We start from the raw sequence: 1,346 nt of genomic DNA on the forward strand, positions 1-1,346 counted from the left end.
CGATCGCACTTACAGTAGGTTGGGTTGAAGAATGAAACCCAACAATCTCCATCTGAGAATGATATGTGTTGGGTTGCACTGTCGTTTAACCCAACCTACCTTGATAATTTTGTGTAAATGCGATCGCATAGCTTGTAGGTTGGGTTGAAGAATGAAACCCAACAATCTTTATCTGGGAATGGTATGTGTTGGGTTGCACTGTCGTTTAACCCAACCTACCTTGATAATTTTGTGTAAATGCGATCGCATATCTTGTCGGTTGGGTTGAAGAATGAAACCCAACAATCTCTATCTGGGAATGATATGTGTTGGGTTGCACTGTCGTTTAACCCAACCTACGGTTTATTCCAAGCCAATATTTTTATCAAATATTAACTGTTCCGAAGCACCCCACATCAAATCATACACTCCCGCTTCAAAATAACGGTGAAAACTCGAATATTGCCAATCCTTTGGGGCATAAACTAATCCATGATGAACGGGATTATAATGTATATATTCTAAATGATTAACAAAATCTTGATCATCTCTAATTTGATGCTCCCAAAATCGACGTTGCCAAATGGCCTTTTCACCCTTTTTTTGACGAGATGCGGTCATGTTCCCTTGATAAGAAACAGGACATTTACGACTAAAATAACTTTTAATTAACCGTACTCGTGTGGAAAAATCTGCATCATTTTCAGGTAATGTCCAAAGACAATGAAGATGATCAGGTAAAATTACAATAGCATCAATTTTAAAAGGATGTCGTCTAATCACATAGCGAAACGCTTCCCTGAGTAAATCTATATTTTCAGATTCATCCAAAATCGGGCGACGATGGTGGGTAACAAGGGTTAAAAAATAAGTTGTACCTGGAGTTTTTGCTCGACGATATTTCATTCTATTATAAAAAAACCCTGATATTGGTGTTGGGTTGCACTGTCGTTTAACCCAACCTACTGATAATTTTATCGCCGATGATCCCCTGTTTTCTAAATGCGATCGCACTTACAGTAGGTTGGGTTGAAGAATCAAACCCAACAATCTCCATCTGAGAATGATATGTGTTGGGTTGCACTCTCGTTTAACCTAAATGCGATCGCACTTACAGTAGGTTGGGTTGAAGAATCAAACCCAACAATCTCCATCTGAGAATGATATGTGTTGGGTTGCACTCTCGTTTAACCTAAATGCGATCGCACTTACAGTAGGTTGGGTTGAAGAATGAAACCCAACAATCTTTATCTGGGAATGGTATGTGTTGGGTTGCACTGTCGTTTAACCCAACCTACCTTGATAATTTTCTCTAAATGCGATCGCATAGCTTGTAGGTTGGGTTGAAGAATCAAACCCAACAATCT

General features: G+C 39.2%; 1 protein-coding gene. It reads right to left on the reverse strand.

Going from position 1 to position 1,346, the window contains the following annotated elements:
* Positions 1–342: 342 nt before the first annotated feature.
* Complete coding sequence (locus MW688_RS18815; RefSeq protein ID WP_486737549.1) at positions 343–885, reverse strand: REP-associated tyrosine transposase; 543 nt, start codon at positions 883–885, stop codon at positions 343–345.
* Positions 886–1,346 lie beyond the last annotated feature (461 nt).

Source organism: Johannesbaptistia floridana, from assembly GCF_057440575.1.